Origin of the sequence: Bartonella sp. AU15XJBT, assembly GCF_028618615.1 — a bacterium.
Lineage (GTDB): Bacteria > Pseudomonadota > Alphaproteobacteria > Rhizobiales > Rhizobiaceae > Bartonella.
In genome coordinates, this window is record NZ_JAQITG010000001.1 from 284,177 (window position 1) to 306,561 (window position 22,385).

Annotated in this window: 13 protein-coding genes and 2 pseudogenes; 11 read left to right on the forward strand and 4 right to left on the reverse strand. The window is 39.5% G+C overall.

The window, feature by feature from the left end:
* Nucleotides 1–32: 32 nt before the first annotated feature.
* The 4 genes and pseudogenes from PVV57_RS01025 to PVV57_RS10480 form a co-directional block, all read left to right on the forward strand.
* Nucleotides 33–779, forward strand: a complete 747-nt coding sequence (locus PVV57_RS01025) for a glutamine amidotransferase (protein ID WP_273783262.1) — start codon at nt 33–35, stop codon at nt 777–779.
* Nucleotides 780–1,713: 934 nt separating this feature from the next.
* On the forward strand, nt 1,714–2,700 hold the full coding sequence (locus PVV57_RS01030) for a DUF2125 domain-containing protein (RefSeq protein WP_273783263.1): 987 nt from the start codon (nt 1,714–1,716) through the stop codon (nt 2,698–2,700).
* A gap of 308 nt (nt 2,701–3,008) precedes the next feature.
* Complete coding sequence (locus tag PVV57_RS10475) at nt 3,009–3,290, forward strand: hypothetical protein (RefSeq protein WP_404977233.1); 282 nt, start codon at nt 3,009–3,011, stop codon at nt 3,288–3,290.
* Nucleotides 3,291–3,373: 83 nt separating this feature from the next.
* A pseudogene (locus PVV57_RS10480) lies at nt 3,374–3,508 on the forward strand (integrase); the annotation flags it as partial.
* A gap of 1,468 nt (nt 3,509–4,976) precedes the next feature.
* Here PVV57_RS10480 and PVV57_RS01040 read toward each other — a convergent pair.
* Complete coding sequence (locus tag PVV57_RS01040) at nt 4,977–9,686, reverse strand: NAD-glutamate dehydrogenase (RefSeq protein ID WP_273783264.1); 4,710 nt, start codon at nt 9,684–9,686, stop codon at nt 4,977–4,979.
* 278 nt (nt 9,687–9,964) lie between these two features.
* Between PVV57_RS01040 and PVV57_RS01045 the strand changes: the two genes are divergently transcribed.
* The 4 genes and pseudogenes from PVV57_RS01045 (at nt 9,965) to rpsP (ending at nt 13,180) form a co-directional block, all read left to right on the forward strand.
* On the forward strand, nt 9,965–10,621 hold the full coding sequence (locus PVV57_RS01045; protein WP_273717358.1) for a carbonic anhydrase: 657 nt from the start codon (nt 9,965–9,967) through the stop codon (nt 10,619–10,621).
* A 243-nt stretch (nt 10,622–10,864) separates the two neighbouring features.
* Nucleotides 10,865–12,427: a signal recognition particle protein gene (ffh, locus tag PVV57_RS01050; RefSeq protein ID WP_273717536.1), complete on the forward strand. Its 1,563-nt coding sequence runs from the start codon at nt 10,865–10,867 to the stop codon at nt 12,425–12,427.
* Between the two features lie 24 nt (nt 12,428–12,451).
* Nucleotides 12,452–12,780, forward strand: a pseudogene (locus PVV57_RS01055) (chorismate mutase).
* Nucleotides 12,781–12,796: 16 nt separating this feature from the next.
* Nucleotides 12,797–13,180, forward strand: coding sequence for a 30S ribosomal protein S16 (gene rpsP / locus PVV57_RS01060; protein WP_273717356.1), 384 nt, complete (start codon nt 12,797–12,799; stop codon nt 13,178–13,180).
* Between the two features lie 141 nt (nt 13,181–13,321).
* On the opposite strand, the gene PVV57_RS01065 is transcribed toward rpsP, so the two are convergent.
* Nucleotides 13,322–13,537: a DUF1674 domain-containing protein gene (locus PVV57_RS01065; RefSeq protein WP_273717355.1), complete on the reverse strand. Its 216-nt coding sequence runs from the start codon at nt 13,535–13,537 to the stop codon at nt 13,322–13,324.
* Nucleotides 13,538–13,620: 83 nt separating this feature from the next.
* Between PVV57_RS01065 and htpX the strand changes: the two genes are divergently transcribed.
* The 3 genes from htpX (at nt 13,621) to PVV57_RS01080 (ending at nt 17,871) form a co-directional block, all read left to right on the forward strand.
* Complete coding sequence (gene htpX / locus PVV57_RS01070) at nt 13,621–14,667, forward strand: zinc metalloprotease HtpX (protein WP_273717354.1); 1,047 nt, start codon at nt 13,621–13,623, stop codon at nt 14,665–14,667.
* Between the two features lie 59 nt (nt 14,668–14,726).
* Nucleotides 14,727–16,091: an RsmB/NOP family class I SAM-dependent RNA methyltransferase gene (locus tag PVV57_RS01075; RefSeq protein WP_273783266.1), complete on the forward strand. Its 1,365-nt coding sequence runs from the start codon at nt 14,727–14,729 to the stop codon at nt 16,089–16,091.
* Nucleotides 16,092–16,155: 64 nt separating this feature from the next.
* The gene (locus PVV57_RS01080) at nt 16,156–17,871 is read left to right on the forward strand and encodes a heparinase II/III family protein (RefSeq protein WP_273783268.1); all 1,716 of its coding nucleotides are present in this window, start codon (nt 16,156–16,158) and stop codon (nt 17,869–17,871) included.
* Between the two features lie 1,703 nt (nt 17,872–19,574).
* On the opposite strand, the gene PVV57_RS01085 is transcribed toward PVV57_RS01080, so the two are convergent.
* Together PVV57_RS01085 and purH are read right to left on the reverse strand one after the other, a co-directional pair.
* Nucleotides 19,575–19,727, reverse strand: coding sequence for a DUF1127 domain-containing protein (locus tag PVV57_RS01085; protein ID WP_273717351.1), 153 nt, complete (start codon nt 19,725–19,727; stop codon nt 19,575–19,577).
* A 340-nt stretch (nt 19,728–20,067) separates the two neighbouring features.
* Nucleotides 20,068–21,687: a bifunctional phosphoribosylaminoimidazolecarboxamide formyltransferase/IMP cyclohydrolase gene (purH, locus tag PVV57_RS01090; RefSeq protein ID WP_273717350.1), complete on the reverse strand. Its 1,620-nt coding sequence runs from the start codon at nt 21,685–21,687 to the stop codon at nt 20,068–20,070.
* Between the last annotated feature and the right edge of the window lie 698 nt (nt 21,688–22,385).

Below are 22,385 nucleotides of genomic sequence, written 5' to 3' on the forward strand. Positions count from 1 at the left end.
TTTGCTTGGTTGCAGAGGTGATTGGGTAGGAAATGTTTTTAAATCAGAGATGTCTTGATAAAAAGCAAAAAAATAGCAAACCAAGGATTGCTGTCGTTATTCATCGGCGGTCTACCTATACTGGTCGCTTGGGGAAATTTTTACAACAAAATGGTTTTGTTCTTGATGTTTATCGTCCTATTTTTGGACAAAAACTCCCTGATACATTAGAGCACTATGTCGGTGTTGTTATTTTAGGGGGACCGATGAGTGTGAATGACAGCGAAGCTTATATTGGTGAGGAAATTGATTGGATTTCGTTATCGCTAAAGGAAAATAAGCCTTTTTTGGGTATTTGTCTTGGAGCACAAATGTTAGCGCGAAATTTAGGGGGGCGTGTTGGTACAAGAAGTGATGGGATTGTTGAAGTGGGCTGGTATCCACTAGAAGTGACCCCGCAAGGAAAGGAATTGATGAATTGGCCAGAAATGGTCTATCATTTTCATGATGAGGGTATTTATGATTTACCAAAAGAGGCAATGCTTTTGGCAACAGGGCATACATATCCTACGCAAGCGTTCCGTTATGGAAACAATGCATGGGGTTTGCAATTTCATGCTGAATTTACACGCGCTATGATGCGGCGTTTGTTGGTACGTTCGGCACATAAATTAACCGAAAAAGGCGCTCAACCTGCTTGTGCACATTTAAAAGGGCGTTTAATCTATGATCGAGCTTTAAGCCAATGGTTTGAAGGTGCATTACGGCAGATCTTTTGTACACCGACCGCACTTGTGTGAGTGTGCACTTATTCTTGAATGGGGGCACGACCTTCACGTAAAATAGAACGTCATTTGGTTGCATAGTTACGGGCTTGTTTTAAAGAGACATTTCTCAAAGCACACCCAAGCACATTTTACGGCGCTGACTTATGAATAGTATAACGATAAAGCTCCCATGGATAATATAAAATCTATAGAGCATTGCCATCTTTACGCTTGTGAAGAAGTAAGTCGGTATCATCATACTATTACTATCTGCCAGTCCCCAATATTGCGACATCCCTTCAATCATTGAGACGGTTCATAAGAGGCGTTTTTTCCTTTCTTGTACAGTTTACCCATATGTTCGCTCCGCTTTTGACGTGCAAGCAAATGGTTTTGATTGATTGAATATAAACTGGATTTGAAATGAGAAAATCTTACGATATTCGAGACTTTTATTTAATATGCAAAATAGGTATTTATCGTTATAAATCAAAATCTTGACATTGTTATCTTGTTTTACAGTAAAATAGTGTCGTTTAAGGTGAAAGAGAGAATACTCATGTAAAACTTTACATATAAGATGTTTTTTGTTAAAGAGTTTTCTTAAGGGGATCTTGCTTCTTGAGATCATGAGATGCTGTATTTTAGGACGATGAATTGTGGACACCATGAAGTGGTCAAAAAATAGAGCCCTATGGATTAAGAAGCTGGATTGTTTATAGATTGGTGAATGTTAAGAATCTTTGTCCTTTTTAGGGTGGGGTGAAAATCAAAAGATAAAGAAAGTTTTAAAGTTGTCTACATCCTCTCAAATACCATCATCACAAAAAAGTTTTTCTTTGCGCTATTTATTTTGTGGGCTGTTTTGTCTTGCCCTGGTCCTTATTTATAGCGCTTTCTGGTTTTTTTTTCACGTAAAATAGAGAACTATGTCTCTGATATATCCGCAAAAGCATCTTCCGATAATATGGCGGCAGTGTGTGAGAATGTGCGTAAGAATGGTTATCCTTTACGTATCGGTGTGGTTTGTGACAAGTTTCAATTTTCTTGGCCTTTATATGGGGTTTCTTTATCGACGGGGCGTTTGACGGCTGGTGCACCAATTTATGCTCCTCATGTAGTCGAGTTTAATATTGATTCTCCTGCATCAATCATGTTTTCTGATAAAACTTCCATAGTATCTCGTTGGCGCAATTTGGTGATTGAAACAGAGCCTTATTGGAAAACAGGTCAGACATTGAAGTTTATCGCTGAAGGGCTTGAATTTTCTCCTCTTTCCTCTTCTCGTGAGGATCGAAAGCTTCAAGAAGCATTGGGATCACAAACGGCAGATAAAAAGACGACACAACAAAATGTTGAAGATAAGGTATCTTTGCAAGATGCTCCTGATGTGGCTGTTCAGAAGTTAAAGCCAAAAAATGTCTCTCAAAAAATAACGGCAGAATTTTTACGTCTTGATCTTAAGCGTGAAAAGAATCATTTCTCAGGAAATATGACTTTTGACGGTTTTGATGTTTCTCCAATTTTTATCTCTTCTTTTGTTGAAGTTCCAAAAATTGATGGCAATTTGAAATGGATTTTAAATGATGTTTCTTTTCTGGCTGAAAATGAAGGAAAAAATTGGAAACAGCATCTCTATGGGAAAAGTGGCATTTTAAAGCATGGTGAATTGGCTTTTCATACAGGTGGTGGGATGCATATCAGTGGACCTTTTTCTTTTGATGATGAAGGATATTTGACAGCAACATTTGAACTTGCTTGTATACAGCACATGAAGTTTCTTGAGACTTTGCAACACTTGTTTCCTGAAGAAGCGGATAATTTTCAAGCGTTATTTTTTATTTTGAGTACACTTCCTAAAAATGCAGATGGCGCTCCCGTTCTTTCCTTGACTGTTAGCCATGGCTGGGTAAAACTGGGATTTTTAGAACTTGGTCGTCTTGATCCACTTTAGGTTTGAGAAGAAATTGGCAAGAGCGTCTGTATGGCAAGATATTGATTGATAAAAAGTGTTCACTGTTTTGCATGTTGAATGATAATTTTGAATGATTCTCTCATCTCAATTCTGTTTATATTGAATCAAACAAAACTGTCCTTTTGCACTTCACAAATGGAAAAGCCATGCGGATCACTTGTCAAGAAAGGACTAAAAATACCTCTTATGAATCGTCTCAATGATTCAAGGGTTATCGGCAACATTAGGGACTGGCAAATAACAATGGTGTGATGGTGCCGGCTTACTCCTTCACAAGCGTAAAGAGAGTGGCGCTTAATGGACATTATACCATTCACGGGGGCGCGTTGGCGCAAAATGGACTTGGGTGCGCTTTGAGAGATATCTCTTTAAAACAAGCCCGTAAATATGCAACGCAGTATATTTGGGGTGCTTTGTTTTACGTGGAGGGCATGCCCCCATTAAAGAACAGAAAAAACAAAAGCGTATGTATCATCCATTATTTAAAAGACATTGCTCTAGAGACTTTTGAAATCCGTAAAGCTAAATTAAAAAATGAAGGTAGCGATGGAACAAGTTTATCGCTTTAAAATTTCACTTTCTGCCTAAATTAGGTTGTCTAGCTGTTTCAGAGATTACACAAACAAATACATGCAATATTCCCGTTCCAGTTTAGCATATAAAAGCTGAGACAGCTCGTAAAACACTGAACCGTTTTAATATTTATCTCAAATATGCTGCTGCATTAGGACTGAATGTTGATTTGCAAGCAACAGAAAAAGCACGCGCTCTCTTGGGAAAAAGTCAACTTCTAAAGAAAGATGAATTGATTTTTCACATAGGTAGTAGATTGCGTATTAGTAAGCCTTTTTTTATGATAGAGCAAGCATATTGCGTATCTCTGTGTGGCTAATCTCTGAAATAGGTAAACAGCCTAGTTGGAGGAGAATATGAAGTCATAAAAGGGAAAATCAATGTCCATTTTTATAGTTATTTTTAATTTGATTGTATGTTTTCAAAACTATTTACAGCCATGTCTTTTAAATAATGGATGATACATACGCTTTTGTTTTTTCTGTTCTTTAATGGGGGCATGCCCTCCACGTAAAACAAAGCATCCCAAACAAAATATACTGCGTTGCATATTTACGGGCTTGTTTTAAAGAGACATCTCTCAAAGTGCACCCAAGTCCATTTTGCGCCAACGCGCCCCCGTGAATGGTATAATGTCCATTGAGCACCATCCTCTTTACGCTTGTGAAGGAGTAAGCCGACACCATCACACTATTACTACTTGCCAGCCCCTAATGTTGCGATAAGCCTTTGAGATAGTTCATAAGAGGCATTTTTAGTCCTTCCTTGATAAGTGATCTACTCTTGATTAAGTGATCTACATGGCTTTCTCATTCCCAACATGCAAGGGGGAGGATTTTGATTGATTCAATCTAAATAGATTTGAAATGAGAAAAACTTAAAATACTGTGTTTCTCCTTCAATATGCAAAATGATAAAGTTATGATTGTAAATCAAGGCATTATATTTTTATGATGAAGGATATTGAATAGCAGAATTTTAATTTTTTTGGTTCAATCCATAGGGATTCTTGAAACCGTGCTGCGTTTATTGTCTGCGCAAGCTTAATAATCTTTAAGCGTTATTTTAGGGATTGCTTTATCTAAAAATGCGGGTTGGTGTCCCCGTTCTTCCCTTGTTGATTATAGCTTGCCAGCAGATATTTTGTATATTTTGACTTAAGTTTTGTACCAATTCATTTTATTTCTAAATGATTTTTAAGGGGCTCTCAAAGGGTCTTTAAAGAGCTTTCAAAGCCTGTCATCCTTTTTGTGACAAAATTTCGATTTTTACCATTTTTTACATTTTTTCGATTTTCAGATGTCAAAATCCATTTTTACAAAACGCGCATTTAATAGTAAAAAAATAGATACATATCACTTCCTAATTTTACTTGGTATAAAACCTATTGTCAGATTACATGGATATTGGTCACGAATTGATAGAACAAGGATAAAAGCTTAGTCGTTTTGTTCTGCTTTTAAATCTGAAAGTTGATGTTTTTACGTTGAGAAATCAATTGTTAAAATCCATTCCTGTCCTGTTGTCGTTTTGAAATGGTTACAAGCAATTCTGTTGTGATAATGAGCGAGGCTTTTATTTTGGATGCTGCATCTCCAAAACAAAAACTCCCGCTCTACCTTTGTTGGTTCGTTGTGGTAGGATAGAATGGGAGTTTTTGAGTGGGGCGTTTTATACTCATTTTAAGTTTGAAAGCCAATATTTTGAAGTTGAGAAATCAATCCTGCTGCAAAAGTAAAACGAGAAATATTGAGATCATTTTCAATAAGAGCGCTAATGCGGTTTGTGATATTGTGAATATCATCTTCTTTTGTTTTTTTCCAAATGGCAAAAGGATCCTCTTTTTTTCCATAATTTTTGAGGATTTTCATAACGATTTGTCGTAAGCTTTCGGAAACATTTTCTTTGGCTTGGTTTAAAGCCATACTATCATAGTAATCTAGGATAGGAATTGTTCTTCTCGCTTCGTTAATTCGGTTTATACGAATGATCTGCGCAAGTGAAAAATAGATCCCTGCGGTTTTAATAAGATCGCTGTTGCTTTGTTTTGCAATTAAAGAAATATCACAAATGGTTGGAGCAGCTTCCAAAAGAGCTAATTGTTTCGCTAATGCTTTTGGTGCTCCTTCTTCACTGTAGTGTCGTGCTTTTTCTTCAATTTTTTGCTTAATATCGTTATCGTTAGAATGCATAAGCTCTTTTTCAATAACACTACGGGCTTGTTTTATTGTTTTTACAATTTCTTCTAATGGATGTGAGAGATCCATGTTGTACAAACCCCAATTGGTTGTTTCAAAGAGCATTGGGGTCATTGCTGCGTAGAATTTGTTTTGGACAAGACCAGGTATTTTGTTATCAAGCTTATCAATTTGATCAGACAATTGAGGAATTTCAAAACCATCACGGATGGCAATGAAAACGCGAATAATATTTTCAGCCTTTTGTTCTGTTGCATCGTGGAGTTGATTAACAAAAGTGGGACCGCCACGATTGACAATATCGTTGGCAATCAGCGTTGCAATAATATTACGACGCAATTGATGGTTAATAACTTCCTTCTCAAAATTTTCTTGAATTTGGGTTGGAAAATAATTCAGCAAGGCTGCATTGAAATAGTGATCATCAACAATGGGGCTATTGGCAATTTCTTCTTTGAGCGTTAATTTAGCATAGGCAAAAATAACAGCAAGTTCTGGACGGATAAGACCTTTGCCTTGGGTTGTTCTTTGCCGTAAAACTTGCTCATCAGGAAGTACTTCAACTCTGCGATCGAGAAGCTTTTTTTGTTCCAAATCGTGCATAAAGCGTATTTGATAGGGTAAATCAGCAGTGCTTTGACTTTCTGCTAAAGAAAGAGCAAGGGGTTGTAAATAATTGTTACGCAGGACGAGTTGTTCGACTTGAGGCGTCATTTTTTTCAAGAGTTTATTGCGTTCTTCGCGGGTGAGTGTTTTAGCACGAAGGGCTGATGCAAGAACAATTTTGAGATTGACCTCAATATCAGAACAATTCACACCGGCAGAATTGTCAATGGCATCCGTATTGCAGCGACCACCATTTGAGACATATTCAATCCGTCCACGTTGCGTAACACCAAGATTAGCGCCTTCGCCAATAATTTTTGCACGCACTTGTTCTCCGGTAATGCGTATTGCATCATTGGCACGATCACCTACTTGGGCATCACTTTCTGTTGTGGCGCGGATGTAAGTACCAATGCCACCAAACCATAAAAGATCAACAGGGGCTTTGAGAAGAGCAGAGATAATTTCAAAAGGGGTTCCTGTTTGTTTTTCGAAACCAATAGCGCGTGCTGCTTCAGGTGAGAGCGTAATGATTTTTTCTTTTCGTGAGAAGATACCACCGCCCTTTGATAATTTACTTTGGTCGTAATCCTGCCAGCTTGAGCGAGGCAGTTTGAAGAGACGCATACGCTCTGCATAGCTTTCTTCTATGTTTGGATTTGGATCAATAAAGATATCGCGGTGATCAAAAGCAGCAATTAATTTTGTTTGTTTGGAAAGGAGCATTCCATTACCAAAGACATCACCAGACATATCGCCAACACCCACACAAGTGAAAGGCGTTGTTTGAGTATCGTGATTAAATGATTCTCGAAAATGTCTTTTGACGGCTTCCCATGCACCTTTCGCTGTAATACCAATGGCTTTGTGGTCATAGCCTGCTGAGCCGCCAGAGGCAAAAGCATCATCAAGCCAAAAATGGTTTGCTTGGCTGATGGCGTTGGCTGTATCAGAAAAGGTTGCTGTCCCTTTGTCTGCTGCGACAACAAAATAGGGGTCAGGATCATCATGACAGATGACATTGTGGGGCGCACTTATTTTGCCGTTAACCAGATTGTCTGTGATGGAGAGCAAAGCCGTGATAAAGTCCGTATAAGCTTGTCGTGCTGCTTCTATGATGAGAGCACGGTCATTTGTTTGAGGAAGGCGATGGGGATAGAATCCACCTTTTGCACCCGCAGGAACAATAACGGCATTTTTAACTTGTTGGGCTTTGACTAAGCTGAGCACTTCGGTGCGATAATCTAATGCGCGGTCAGACCAACGAATTCCGCCACGAGCAATAGGGCCAAAACGCAAATGGACCCCTTCAACTTCTGGTCCATAAACAAAAATTTCTCGATAAGGGCGTGGTTCAGGCAAACCTTCAATTTGGCGCGGATTTAATTTGGTGGCTAAAATACGCCGTGGACTGCCATCGCTAAGAGGTGTAAAGGCATTTGTTCGTAAACTCGCATCGATAAGATTACAATATCGGCGTAAGATGAGATCATCATCTAAACCAGATACTTTCCGCAATTTTTCTTCGATGCGCTTTTGAATAACCTGTTGGTTTTTTGCCCGTTCTTTTTCCGTATGGCTTTGATGAAATTTGAAATGAAATAAAGCATAAAGCTCTTTGGTAATGTCAGGATAAGCATTTAAAGTTTGGGCGACGCGGTCTTGCGAATAAGGAATTCCAGCTTGTTGGAGATAGCGCCCGTAATGGCGCAAAATAACAATTTCATGCCAATCAAGCTCAGCAGTTTGGGTGAGGGCATTAAAGGCGTCATTATCAGCATTTTGTGCCCAAATGGCTTCAAAGGTTTCGGCAAGCTTTTGACCGTCTTTTTCAAAATCGATACAGAGTTGGAAAATACTTTCTAGTTGCATATCATGAAGATATACGGATTGTCCGTTGCCATTTGGTAATTCAAGCGTTTGTTCCGCGATAACGCGAAATCCCATATTTTCAAGTAGTGGTACACGTTTGGAAAGAGCAAGGGCTTTATGGCGGTGAAAGAGCCGAAGAGAAATGTTCTGTTTTTCTTTGTTTTGCGCGTGATAAAAGGTCACGAAAAGAGGCTTCTTATCATGAAGACTTAGAATATGTCCAGCATCTTTAATGGCATCTTCCGCTGAGAATAAATCACGATAGCTGTTGGGAAATTCACTGGCTAGACGGGTTTGTGGCTCTGTTGTTTTGTGGGTAAGAGCGAAGGTTTGAACACTATCTTCCCAACTTTGTGCGATTGAACGTACATGTTGTTCAAGGGTGGTGCGCTCATGAAGTGGAACAGTTTCGCTACCTTTGCGATGGATAATATAATAGACACGGATAAGGGTGCTTTCTAAAAATAGCGGATAGGATTCAAAAAAGTCGCCTTTATAAAGCTCAACAAAATGTTCGCCAACTTTTTCACGGAGGCTGCTGCTGTATTGGTCACGTGGTACATAGACAAGGATAGAAACAAAGCGACCAAAAGAATCAGTGTGGACAAGCACCCGCAAACGTGGACGTTCGTCGAGTTGCAGGATAAGTTTGGCATTTTCTGTTAATGTATCAACATCCGTACGAAACATTTCATCTCTTGGATAGGTTTCTAAAACACTGATGAGTGCTTTTCCAGAATAGTCAGTACGATTGTATCCAAGGCGTTGAATGATGGTTTGGGCTTTTTCTTTTAAGAAAGGAATTTGCAAAATAGAGCGCGTATAAGCTGAAGAGGTAAAAAGCCCTACAATGCGTAATTCTCCGCAGAGTTGGTCTTCTTTATCAAAGATTTTAAGACCAATATAATCAAGCCAAACAGAACGGTGAATTTTGGAGCGGCTGTTCGCTTTTGTCACAATAAACAGGTTATCACTTTCCATAAAGGATAAGACTTCCTGAGGAGGTTCTTTCATACTTTCATCATCAACAATATGAATAGAAGCATCCGCGAGTATACCAAGTTCAATGTTACTCGCTGTAAAGGATTTTATAGGTTTTTGATCTTTGATGAAGTTGTAAGTGCGCATGCCAAGGAAGATGAAATTATCGTCTGTAAGCCAGTGAAGAAATTCAATAGCCTTTTCGCCTTCTTGTTTGTAGTGTGATGGAAGGCTTGTTTGATAGGCATGAATATGCTTTTCAACTTCTTCAAGCATAGGTTTCCAGTCTTGTACAGCAGCATTAACCTGCTCAAGAACTAAGGTGAGTTCATTTTCAAGTTTTTGTATCTGTTGTTCGTTTAACGACTCGATGTGAATTTGCATCAGACTGATGCGTTTTCCAGAAGCACAATCAAGAATGGGGTGTGCAATCAAATAAATATGGTTTTTATGTTGATTGAAGACATTTAAAATAGAATCGAGAAGGAAGGGTTTGTTATCATTGACAAGAGTGATAATAGTTATAGGTTTGTTATTGCGGGTCAAATTTTGTTCAAAGCAGATGGTATTTTTTCCTGCTTGATGGAGATTGAAAGCTCTTACTGCGATGGCTGCTGCTTTTTGAAGTTCTTTATTTTCGTAATAAACAATATCTTCTTTATCGGTTTGAGCAAAAAGGATCTTTTCTATTTTGTCTGGTGTGTTTTTTGTTTCTATTGTTTTTTGTTGTAACACATTCACTCTCCCTTTTTGCTCTTTGGGTCTTTTCTTGTTTTCATTATTTAAGAGCAGACCATTATATTTTCCTACACTGTAACACTTTCTTCCTAAAGAAAACAGCTCTTTATTTGGAAAGAATGACTTTGTTTTTGTTATTTTTTAGTAATAATTTACACTTTTAAAGAAATATTTTACATCAATGAAGGGGCCTTTTTAGTATTTTTGTATGTTAATAGTTTGTTTTTCTAATTATATGAAATGAAAGTAAAGAGAGAATTAGAAGTAAAGAGAGAATGACCCGTTTACCAGAAAGACTTTTAAGTGGTTACCAAAACTTTATAAATAATCATTTTTCATATAAAACAGCACATTATCAGCAATTGGCGATTGAGGGGCAGAAGCCTGAAGTTTTGGTTATTGCTTGTTGTGATTCGCGTGCTATCCCAGAAATGATTTTCGATGCTAAACCAGGGGAAATTTTCACCTTACGCAACGTGGCAAATGTGGTTCCTCCTTTTTCTCCTGATAACAAATATCATGCAACATCAGCGGCTCTTGAATATGCCGTGCAATTGCTTGAGGTGGAACATATTGTTGTTTTTGGTCATGCCCATTGTGGAGGCGTTCGTACCGCTCTTAAGGAGACGTATAAATCTTTATCGTCAAATGATTTTATTGGCCAATGGATTAGTCTTTTAGCGCCAGCCGCAGAAATCGTTTTGAATAATAAGTCGCTGTCTTGGCCAGAAAAACAAACCGCTTTAGAGCAGCTTTCTATTCGCCATTCGTTGAGAAATTTAGAGACGTTTCCGTGGATAAAGTTCCGCAAAGATCAAGGTATTTTAACACTGCATGGGGTTTGGTTTGATATCTCTAGCGGGAAATTATGGCGTATGGAACAGGAAACAGGTTGTTTTATGTGTGTTGAAGTTGAAAGTCTTAAAGTGTAGTATTTGTTGTTTTTATTTCTTCGTATAAAAAGACATTTTATGATAAAACTTGACAAAGCTGGGGTTTTATTGTTTGAAGGAGCAAGCTTTCAGTGACAAAATTAGCTTGGAGCCACCGACTGAGACCCCAATGCAAGGGTATGAAGAGATCTCAGAGGTCAACATTCGACGGCGCGATGCGTTCTCGGGTGCTATTTTGGTTTGTTCGTTATGTAACTTTGTTATGCAACAATGAGGTAAATGATGTTTGAATCCTTGCAAGAGCGACTTGGTTCTATCCTGTCTCATTTGACGGGGCGTGGTGCTTTGTCGGATCAGGATGTTGCAGAGGCGCTGCGTGAAATTCGGCGCGCTTTATTGGAAGCTGATGTTGCTCTTGATGTTGTCCGTTCTTTTACCGATAGGGTTCGTGAAAAAGCTGTTGGGACTGAGATTGTTAAATCAATTAAACCAGGCCAAATGGTGGTTAAAATTGTTCATGACGAATTGGTTCATATTCTTGGAAATGAAAGTGTTCTGAGTGATTTGAATGCACCAGCGCCTGTTGTTATCATGATGATTGGTTTGCAAGGTTCGGGAAAAACAACCACAACAGCAAAGCTTGCAAAACGTTTCACTGATAAGCACAATAAAAAAGTTCTCATGGCGTCATTAGATACACGTCGTCCCGCTGCACAGGAGCAATTGCGCCAGTTGGGAGAACAAGCAAAACTTGCAAGTTTGCCTATTATTGCCGGACAATTGCCCGTTGATATTGCATCACGTGCTGTGCAGGCTGCTAAATTGGGCGGTTATGATGTGCTTCTTCTTGATACTGCAGGACGTAATCATATTGATGAAGCTTTGATGCTTGAATTGGCTGAAATTAAAGCGTGTTCTCTTCCTCATGAGATTATGTTGGTGGCTGATAGTTTGACGGGGCAAGATGCCGTTCATCTTGCTCGTTCTTTTGATGAGCGTGTAGGAGTTACAGGGATTATTTTAACACGGATGGATAGTGATGGGCGTGGGGGTGCTGCTCTTTCCATGCGTGCTGTGACAGGCAAGCCAATTAAAGCAATTGGAACCGGTGAAAAAATAGAGGCTTTGGAAGAGTTTCACCCCAGTCGTATTGCTGATCGTATTCTCGGAATGGGGGATATTGTTTCTTTGGTTGAAAAAGCTGCTGAAACAATGGATCATGAGAAAGCTGCTGCTTTTGCAAAAAAAATGCAGGCCGGAAAATTTGATTTGAATGATCTTGCAGAACAGTTGCAGAAAATGAAAAAACTGGGTGGAATGGGGGGTATTATGAGCATGTTGCCAGGATTAGGCAAGGTCAAAGAGCAGATTGCGGCTGCTGGTTTTGATGATCGTTTGTTTAATCGTCAATTGGCTATTATTTCATCCATGACTCCCCAAGAGCGTGCGAATCCAGAGCTTTTAAAACATAGCCGTAAACAGCGAATTGCTAAGGGGTCTGGGACAACGGCGGCTGATATTAATAAACTTTTGAAAATGTATCGCCAAATGGCTGATATGATGAAAGCCATGGGTGGTAAGGGCAAGAGTAGTTTGATGGGAAAAATGCTAGGAGGCCTTGGTTCTAAAATGGGATTTGGAGGGATGGGAGGTGCAGATTCTCCAGCTATGCCTGATTTATCGGGAGTTGATCTGAAGCAGCTCTCGACGCTTCAAAAGCAGATTGAAAATGGACATGGAGGGAAGATCTTGCCCGGACTTCCCGGACGTGGTCCTACATTTCCTGGTCTTTCCAATAGCATTGCCGATAGGGGAAAACTTCCTCAACATCTTAAGAAAAAATAAGATGCAAAGAGGGAAAGGAATATGATGCAGGAAACAGTATTGAACGAATTAGCACATTTACGAGAATCGATTGATAATTTTGATGCAACTTTGATTCATATTTTAGCAGAGCGTTTTCGTTGTACGAAAGCTGTTGGGCTCTTAAAAGCGCGTTGTGATTTGCCTAAAGTAGATCCTCTGCGTGAGCAACGTCAGATAGCGCGTTTGCGGCAATTGGCTATGGACAGTCATCTTGATCCTGATTTTGCTGAAAGATTTTTAAAGTTTATTATTAAAGAAGTTGTGCGTCATCATGAAATTATTGCTGAAGAGCAAAAAACAAAAAAGTCAATTTAAACGAAAGCCAGAGCTGACAATAGGAGATAAAATATGGCATTGAAAATTCGTTTGTCCCGTGGAGGTTCAAAGAAACGTCCTTATTATCATATCGTTGTTGCGGATGTTCGTAGTCCGCGTGATGGGCGATTTCTTGAACGTGTTGGTGCATGGGATCCAATGTTGCCTAAAGATGGACCGAGGGTGAAACTTAGTGAAGAACGTATTCAATATTGGCTTGGGCAAGGGGCTCAACCAACAGATCGCGTTTTACGGTTTTTAGATGCAGCTGGCTTAAAAAAGCGCCCAACCCGTAATAATCCACATAAAGGTGAACCGGGCAAAAAAGCACAAGAACGTATAGCCGCAGCAAAACAAGCGGCAGAGGAAGCAGCAGCTGCGGCTGAAGCAGATTCTGCTTCAGCACAAGAAGCATGATTGTTTAATCAACGCCTCTTTAAAAACTTCTAGAAGAATAAATATGATCCGTTTTTGCCGATCAAAACGGATCTTCTTTAAAGGGGTGTTTATTTAAAACGGCGTTGGTTTTTTAAAGTTCAATTTTAGAAATCTATGGCTTTAAAAGTCGATGGCGCGGCCTTTAATTTCCCAGTCTCCATAGCGGGAAGGGTCTTGGCCGCCGCGTCCACCGTTTTCCAACGGTTGTTCCTTTTTTGCTTCGCCTTTTCGCCGTTCTTCAGCCTCTTTGAGGGCACGTTGTGCTGCGGGAGAAAGAGATGGCTGTTTGACGACAGTTGCATTTTTTTTGCTTATTTTTTCATCTTTTTTATGCATTTTAAACCTATTCCATTGAAGAAGCAGAAAGAAAACCCCATCATATAGTATAGATAGTATTTTATCATGGAGTTTTTTGAGTAATGAATATAATGCGTACAGCCATGCTTTTGGCTTTTATGACGGCTCTCTTTATGGGGGTTGGTTATCTTGTTGGAGGGGGCAGTGGTATGGTCATTGCTCTTTTGATGGCAAGTGGTTTAAACTTTTTTTCTTATTGGAATTCGGATAAAATCGTTTTGCGCATGTATGGCGCGCGTGAAGTTGATCAGCATTCCGAACCAGTTTATTATAAGATTGTAAGCGATTTAGCTAAAAAAGCTTCTCTTCCTCAACCAAAAGTTTATGTTATTGATAATGCACAGCCAAATGCTTTTGCAACAGGGCGTAATCCTCAAAATGCTGCTGTTGCTGCGAGTCGCGGCTTGTTAGAGCGGTTGAGTGCAGAGGAGATTGCTGGCGTTATGGCGCATGAGCTTGCACATATTGAGCATCGTGATACCTTAACCATGACTCTAACAGCAACGATTGCAGGGGCAATTTCAATGCTTGGTAATTTTGCTTTTTTTATGGGGGGACAGCGCAGCTCTTCGGAAGATTCTCATGGTGCTGGGGCAATTGGAGGATTTATTGCACTGCTCGTGGCACCTTTTGCTGCCATGCTTGTGCAAATGGCCATTAGCCGTACGCGTGAATATGCTGCAGATCGCAGGGGAGCTGAAATATGTGGTAATCCTTTATGGTTGGCTTCGGCATTGCGTAAAATTGCTGATGGGGGCCGTGGGGTTTATAATGAAGAAGCAGAGCATAATCCAGCAACAGCCCATCTATTTATTATAAATCCTTTGAGCGGTGAGGGAGCGGATAGTCTTTTTTCGACACATCCTGCAACGGCAAATCGTATTGCTGCTCTTTATCGGCAAGCAGAAGAGATGAAAGGGGCTCTTGTCGAAAGTGGGAGATGGAATGAAGAAGGCAGTATGAATAAAAAAAGCAACGAAATGAATTATGAAGATTTGCGCAGTGGTCAGACTCATGCATCAGGTGAGCAAGAAGACAGCACTTTTCAGCGGGTTACAAAACGTCCTTCTTGGCTTCGTTATGAAAATTCAAAAAGATCTCGTTCATAGAGTTTTTGAGAAGATTTCTGGCGGATCTCTTGAGGAAGCAGTGATATAAAGGTGTTATTTTGAAACACAAAAAGGCGGGGCATGTGTCTGAAAAAGATGTTCCAGGATTGGCTGTTCGGCAGGTGTGTGTGCGTCTTTTAGGGGCGGTCATTGATAAGTATACGCCTCTTTCTGGTTTAACGGATAATGAACACGGACACCCACAATATTTAAAGCTTCCACAACGAGATCGTTTATTGTGTCGGGCTATTTTGACAGCTTCATTGCGTCATCGCGGGCAGATTACGGCGGTTCTCTCACGCTTTTTAGCGCGTCCTTTGCCTTCACAAGCACTTTCACTTAAGCATCTTCTACATATCAGTGTGGCGCAAATTCTTTATCTTGATATTCCTGATCATGCGGCTATTGATGTAGCTGTGCGTGTGGCAAAATTTGATCCTCGTATGCGTCGTTTTTCAGGGGTGGTGAATGCTCTTTTGCGCAATGTTGCACGGGAGGTGGCGCCTTTACGCCAACAAGTTCCGACCATTGAAGGTGTTCCAGCATGGTTTTCTCAGCTTTTAGTATCAGCTTATGGAACAGAAAAAGCACACCAGATTATAGAAATTCAAAGTGTAGAACCTTCTCTCGATTTGACAGTGAAAGCTGATAGTGTTGGATGGGCTAAGAGGCTTGGCGGTGTCGTGTTGCCCAATGGTTCTGTTCGATTGAACCGTTTGGAGTGTTCTGTTTCTGATTTACCAGGCTATGGGGAAGGGGCTTGGTGGGTTCAAGATTTTGCCGCAGCGTTGCCTGCTTGTTTACTGGGAGAACTTCGGGGTAAACGCGTTGCTGATCTTTGTGCGAGTCCTGGGGGGAAAACAGCACAATTGGCTTTGCAAGGGGCAGAGGTGACAGCCATTGAGCTTTCTGCTAATCGCGTAAAGCGTTTAAAAGAAAATATGGAACGGCTTCATTTTTCCGTTCACATTTGGCAGGGGGACGTGAGAAATTTCCATCCTACACAGCTTTTTGATGCAGTTCTTCTTGATGCTCCTTGTTCTTCTACAGGAACGATTCGTCGTCATCCAGATATTTTATGGACGAAATCGTGGGATGATGTCATCAAGTTAGCGGCGTTGCAATATGATTTGCTTGTCGCAGCAATTGCTTTGGTCAAGGAGGGCGGGCGGATTGTTTTTTCCAATTGTTCATTGGCAAGAAAAGAAGGTGAAGATCTTATTGAGAAAATTTTATCGACACGCAATGACATTGTTTTAGATCCTATTTATCCAGAGGAAATGGGGGCATTGGCACATTTGCTTTGTGAGGGGATGGTGCGCACGACGCCAGCGGATTTTTGTCATAAAAATTTTGATGCTGAGAAAACTGCGCCTTTAGGAATGGATGGTTTTTTTGCCGCGCGCTTACGAAAAATTGCTTAATTAACGTTTCATTTATAAAAATGGTCGAAATTGTATCTGATTCAGCATAGATGGAGATGTAATTTTGGCGGTTGCGGTAAAAGCTCCTCAGGTAAAAGTGGCAGCCTGTGTCGATACGCTACAACATGTTATGCGGCGTTTATGGGTTGGACCCTTGTTTCGTTGGCGGTTTTCAGGGTTTCGCCCTCATAAAATTTTAGCGCATCCTATTGATCTTCATGTAGCTGATCCGATGATGGCGCATGAATTTTATCACGGTCGTTTTGCTTTTGCTGGTCATATTGTTCATTCTGGTGCTGTTTCGCCATTTTCATTGGTTGCGCCAACGCTGGAATGGGAAGCGTCTCTGCATGATTTTCATTGGTTGCGCCATATGGAAGCTGCAGAAAGTGATTTAGCTGTGGCGCATGCGCGCTCTCTTTTAGAAGATTGGCTTGACTATGCTGGCAAAAAGGTAAAAGGGCTTGCTTGGAGTGGTCCTGTTGTTGCACGCCGTTTGATTTCGTGGATTTGTCACTCAAAAATGTTGTTAAAAGGGGCAAGTGAACGGTTTGAAAAACGCTTTTTACGGGCACTTGGTTTGCAATTTCGTTACTTGCGCGTCACAATTTGCGGTATGGATCATGATGATAAACGTTTACAAGCAGCAATAGCTTTGACGTTCGCCTCTCTTGCTTTGCCTGTTTCTGCGGTCGTGAAAAAAAAGGTACAAACCACGCTTATAGAAGAGCTTTCGCGTCAGATTTTGGTTGATGGTGGGCATATTTCCCGTAGTCCTATCATCTTACTTAATTTATTATCAGATTTATTATCTTTGCGTTATCTTTTTATGCGAAGCAATGAAACAGCACCCCGTATTTTGATTGATTCTGTTGAGCGTATGTTGCCAGCTTTACGATTCTTTATCCACGAGGATCAAACATTAGCGCATTTTAATGGGGTTGGTCCCCTTGTGTCGGAACGGTTATCGGCACTTTTGGAACTTGATGAAACAGATGGGCATCCTTTTAGTTATGCCCGTTATTCAGGGTTTCAGCGCTTAAAAGCCAATCAAACAACAATTCTTGCCGATACAGGAAAATTTCCACCACGCTTTGTCGCCCAGCAGGCTTGTTCGGGTTGTTTGTCTTTTGAAATGTCCTCACAAGGACACCGTTTTATTATCAATACCGGCGTTGACCCTGATGGGCGGGAAGATTATCGACATTTAGGGCGTGTTACTGCAGCCCATTCAACAGCTACACTTAATGATTGTTCGGTGGGCGTTTTTTACAAAAAAAAGAAAAATGGTGCTTCCTTTTTGGTTGATGGACCCAAGGAAGTTCAAGTGCGCCGTATAGAGGATTCAGAGAAAACAGGTTTTATTGCTAGCCATAATGGTTATGTGCGACCCTTTAACCTTATTCATGAGCGTGGTCTTATTTTGGCGACAAGTGGAGATATGATCGAAGGCTTTGATCGCTTTTTTATGCCCAGTAAAGGGGGAAAGAGACATAAGAGGGCGCAAAGTGAACAAGATCATGTTGCTGTTCGGTTTCATCTTCATCCACAAGTTAAAGTTAACTATGATGGTGAGCGTGTGTGTTTAGTGGTAAAGAACGAGCACATGGAGGATGAGCAAGTATGGTACTTTATTTCGCCTGATGCGGATATTTGTCTTGAAGATTCGATTGATTTTGCCGAATTAGCAGGTCCGCAAAAGACACAGCAGATCGTTTTATATTTTCGCCCTGCATTTCAGGAAAAAGTTCGCTGGCGTTTTATCCGTAAAGCCGTTTGATAAAAAATCAAAACATTGTTCCAACCTGTAGTCTATAGGGTTTTATCTTTGTATAAAACATCATCGTTTATTGCGGTAATAGCCTATTTAAGGACCATGTAAATTTTTATACGTACGTATTTTGTGGGCGTATGGAATGGATATTTTGAAGCAAAGTTTGCCTATGGAATCCCATAAGGGAATGCTAAGAGGGGTTTCCTCTAGCAGAAACGGCACTGTTGACAGACTCTTATTTACAGATCGGTATTGGTTAAGAATCTTCATTCTTTAAGGGGGTGGAGAGAAAATTAAATGGTTGCTTATCTTTAAAAAGTTCTGGAGTGCTACTATGATCAATATTCCGCTCTGAGCGAGTTGCACGTTTAAGATAATAAAATATTTTCTTGCAAATTTATACTCTTGTTAAAAAAAACGTTTCTTTTATTACCCTTATTTCACAATGGTGCTCGTATAGAGTATAACGTAAAATTATAGAGCATAATGTAAAATTCTTGGCAAATGGTGTAGGGTTATTACACCTCCCCTTTTTCTCTTTATTTGGTTTTATGACTTTCAAAAGCCTCTAGAAGAGTATTGTTTAAAACAATATGGATCATGCTTTATTTCACACTTTCAATAAGTTAAGATATTGATTTATATTGTTTAAAACTTCAATGAAAATTTCGAAAATGGTAAGATTTTATCGTTGCGAATTTGTTCAGTTTAAATCAACGCATATATTTGTAGGCTCTAACGAGGGGTGGTGTGTAAACTTGCTGTAAGAAAGGGATAAAAATAGTTTTTCTGGACACTTTCAAGCGCTAAGGGTTGTTAGAACATTGAAGGATAATGGTATTTTACGCCTTTTATTTAAGCGTAAAGGAGAGAATGTTTAGAGGATTTTCTTCATAAGTATTACCATGGCGAGAGGGGGATGACGCGCATTGAGAGATATTTTTTTCAAACAAAAGCGTATGAGTGTGCACCATATGATGATGTTTTAATTTTGAATTTTCTATTTTGCGTAGGGGATATAATTTTTTATTAAAGAGCGAGAGAAAAAGGTGAGGGAGTGCACCCATTTTTTAAAAGATATAGATGTTTTTGAAGTCGTAAAACCGAATTAAAAAATGACGGTAAAGATGTGAATAGTTTTTTATCTTTGAGATTTCATATTTTTGCTAAACTAGGTTGTTTCTCATTTTAGAAATAGACTCTATCATATTCTTGCTCCCATCTCGCATATAAAAACTGATAGAGCAAAGCAATTAGATTACCTTAATCTTTGTTTTGATCACATTATTGCTGCTTATAGCGCAACACTTTGGAATCATCACATACCCTTTGCTAGTTTCCAGTGGCATCCGTTGGCGCTTGAGACGGTTCCTTATAAGCCTTTTTAGTTCTTTTTTGTATGTTTCATTCCACGCAAACACTCCTCGCTTGTCACAAACAAGAGACACGGTTTTAAAAGACTTAGAATAATACAATCAATAGAGCATCTCACCCAATACATAAAATAATAGACACCCTTGATAAATCAAAAGTCATTCATCATACATTGAAAATTCAAGAAACAAAATCACAGCAAGAGTGCAAGGAAAATCCTCTCAGAAAAAACTCCTTCTGCTTTGTGTCGTTATACTAAAACTGAAGTTATAGAAACCAGCCCCAAAATTCCTGTTTCTTTATAGCAAGGCATTCTCTCAAATATTCTTCAAATCTTAGAAAGATTTACGCGAATAGTACCGTGCAACTGAATCAATATCGCCTCGACAAATGCCAAGGTCATTGAGTTCATATGTTGAAAGACGGCTCAACGCATTAACGGTTCGGCGATAACGGCGCCAATTACTATAAGAACGTAGAATATTCATATCCTGTACTCAAACTTTGTTACACTCTTCAGCTTAAGATAGAGCATATTCTTCAAAAGAGTTGTGCTATAATGTCATAGCAGGCATGCATCTACATACAAAAAGAAACCCTTTAACACATATCTTATGTAAAAGGATAACTTAGCTATTTATAACGATAATATCTTATTGCTAAAACAATGGCTAAATTATTGCGCATTTTCTGCGGTAATAACTTTTTCATTACGCGTAGATTCTCTCGATTGAATAACTGCTTCCACTTCAACGATTATCAATCGACATATGATTTATGAAAAATCCTTTGAAACATTTGTCTCATAAGGAAATCACCCAAATTATATTAATGACGGAAATGCCTTATTCCTGTAAAAACCATTGCTAAACCTTGCTCATCCGCAGCAGTGATAACTTCTTCATCACGCATGGAACCTCCTGGTTGAATGATTGCTGTTGCACCTGCTTCAGCTGCTGCTAATAAACCATCTGCAAAAGGAAAAAATGCATCGGATGCAACCACTGATCCTTTTGTGAGCGTTTCTGTTAAGCCTGCTCTTTGCGCACTTTCTGCGGCTTTACTTGCAGCAATTTTTGCTGAATCAATGCGGCTCATTTGTCCAGCGCCAATACCAACTGTTGCGCTATTTTTTGCATATACGATAGCATTTGATTTAACGTGTTTTGCTACACGAAAAGCAAATTGAAGATCACGCATTTCATCTTGAGTTGGTGCTCGCTTTGTCACTACTTGCAATTTAAGATCATCAATCACTACATTATCACGTGATTGCACTAAAATGCCTCCTGCAAGTGTTTTCGCAAGAAGTCCTCCACAACGTGGATTAGGGATACCACCTGTAATGAGCAAACGAAGATTTTTTTTCTTAGCAATAATTTCACATGCTGCCATTGTTGCATCAGGAGCAATAATTACTTCCGTGAAAATTTTAACAATCTCTTCCGCACATTCTTCATCAAGGGTTTGATTTAAAGCAACAATTCCACCAAATGCCGATACATTATCACACATAAGAGCTTTCAAATAAGCTTCTTTCAAATTTTCCCCTTCCGCAACACCACAAGGATTGGCATGTTTAATAAGAGCAACAGCAGCAGTTCTATGTGGATCGAATTCTGCTACAAGTTCAAAGGCTGCATCTGTATCATTCAGATTGTTATAAGAAAGCGCTTTGCCTTGTAAAAGTTTTGCTGTTGCAACGCCAAAACGCTTTTCATTATTGCGATAAAATGCCGCCTGTTGATGGGGATTTTCCCCATAGCGCATAACACTTTCAAGATGACCAGAAAAACTCTGCCATGATGGTGTTTCAATTTTTAAATCCCGTGCAAACCATGCTGCTATTGCCGTGTCATAAGCAGCGGTGTGCGCATACGCATGCATTGCTAACTGATGACGCATGGATAAGCTTAAACATCCATTATACTGTTTTAATTCGGCAAGAATCGAATCATAGTCATTTATCGCTGTTACAACACCGGTATAAGCATAATTTTTTGCCGCAGCGCGAATCATCGCTGGTCCACCGATATCAATATTTTCAAGAATTGTTTTCCCATCGGCTCCTGATTGGATTGTCTCTTCAAAAGGATAAAGATTTACCACCAAGAGATCAATTCCATGAATGCTGTTCTTTTCCATAGCTTTCCTATGGCTAGGATCTTCTCTTACCCCTAACAAAGCACCATGAATCAAAGGATGGAGTGTTTTGACACGCCCATCCATTATTTCAGGAAATCCAGTAACTTCAGCAACATCTTTTACGGGCAAACCAGCAGCTATGAGGGTTTTGGCTGTTCCTCCTGTTGAAATCAATTCAACATTGTAAGCCGCATGAAGGGCTTGTGCAAATGCAACCACACCCGTTTTATCAGACACAGAAAGAAGAACACGACGAACCCGATGAAGATCAGGTATGGGAAAATTTTTGGCAACAACACCCATAACAGAAGCCTTAAAAATGAAAGAGTTAAAATTCCAGCAAAACAAGCTTATATGCTTATAGCATAAGCCTTTAGCAAATTACACTGAAAGGATAAACTGTCTTTTTAAAATATACGATGACTCACCTTTTTTCTTATACTGTAAAATGCCGTCATTTGATGTGTTGTGATAGGTATAAAAGTCTCATTGACACATTCAATGTTTTGTTGTTGCTTATAACTCAACCTCTTATTTTCATAGCTGGTTTGAAACAAAAACGCATCTGTACATTCTCTTCTATATTAGCTTTTTTATGTGAGATGAAGGCGAGAATATTGCATATACCCGTTTGAGTTATCTCTGAAACGGAAAATAACTGGCAAGAATATGAAATTGTAACGGCAGAAACGCGTGCTTATTTTTCCTGCTATTTTAAATTTTTATGTTTTTCAAAACTATTTATGACCAATGCTTTTAATAGAATGTGTTTTTAAGAGTGGAAATGACACATTGTCCTACATTTTTATGCATTGCCTTTTTAATGAGGTTACGCTGTTCATCAAAATAAAACGCTCTTATAGTGCAAATTCATCTGAGTTTATTTTAAAAAAGCATTTTTCAATGAATCAACTTTTATTTTATGGTGCTCTTGTGAAGAGTGTCGTATAAATCCTTCGGAATGTTTTAACTTACCCATTGTAGGTCCATGATCCATACTT

What these genes read in the sequence shown, in the direction of transcription:
- PVV57_RS01025 (WP_273783262.1), top strand. Translation starts at nt 33, where the DNA reads ATGTTTTTAAATCAGAGATGTCTTGATAAAAAGCAAAAAAATAGCAAA.
- PVV57_RS01030 (WP_273783263.1), top strand. Translation starts at nt 1,714, where the DNA reads ATGGCGGCAGTGTGTGAGAATGTGCGTAAGAATGGTTATCCTTTACGT.
- PVV57_RS01045 (WP_273717358.1), top strand. Translation starts at nt 9,965, where the DNA reads ATGACCCGTTTACCAGAAAGACTTTTAAGTGGTTACCAAAACTTTATA.
- ffh (WP_273717536.1), top strand. Translation starts at nt 10,865, where the DNA reads ATGTTTGAATCCTTGCAAGAGCGACTTGGTTCTATCCTGTCTCATTTG.
- rpsP (WP_273717356.1), top strand. Translation starts at nt 12,797, where the DNA reads ATGGCATTGAAAATTCGTTTGTCCCGTGGAGGTTCAAAGAAACGTCCT.
- PVV57_RS01065 (WP_273717355.1), bottom strand. Translation starts at nt 13,537, where the DNA reads ATGCATAAAAAAGATGAAAAAATAAGCAAAAAAAATGCAACTGTCGTC.
- htpX (WP_273717354.1), top strand. Translation starts at nt 13,621, where the DNA reads ATGAATATAATGCGTACAGCCATGCTTTTGGCTTTTATGACGGCTCTC.
- PVV57_RS01085 (WP_273717351.1), bottom strand. Translation starts at nt 19,727, where the DNA reads ATGAATATTCTACGTTCTTATAGTAATTGGCGCCGTTATCGCCGAACC.
- purH (WP_273717350.1), bottom strand. Translation starts at nt 21,687, where the DNA reads ATGGGTGTTGTTGCCAAAAATTTTCCCATACCTGATCTTCATCGGGTT.